At 71.2% G+C, this 208-nt stretch carries 1 protein-coding gene; it reads right to left on the reverse strand.

The genetic code is table 11. The annotated features are described in order from the left end of the window. On the reverse strand, positions 1 to 208 hold a 208-nt coding region (locus tag OO68_RS42010; protein WP_033314779.1), incomplete at both ends, for a lyase family protein.

Here is a 208-nt window from a genome sequence, read left to right on the forward strand (position 1 = left end):
CCCCGACGACAGCAGCCGCAGGTCGTTGCAGCTCTTGGACAGCTTGACCGCGATGCGCTTGAGCACACCGGACATCTGCACGAACGCCCCGCAGTCCTGCGTCGCCTCGACCAGGTTGGCCGCTGTCACCAGCGGGAGCCCGGTGATGGCCGCGAGGTGACGGCGGGCCGACTCGGCATAGCCCGCGGGGGCGTTGAGGCCGGTGCCG

It is taken from the genome of Streptomyces iakyrus, from assembly GCF_000717055.1.
In the GTDB taxonomy this organism is placed as follows: Bacteria; Actinomycetota; Actinomycetes; order Streptomycetales; family Streptomycetaceae; genus Streptomyces; species Streptomyces iakyrus.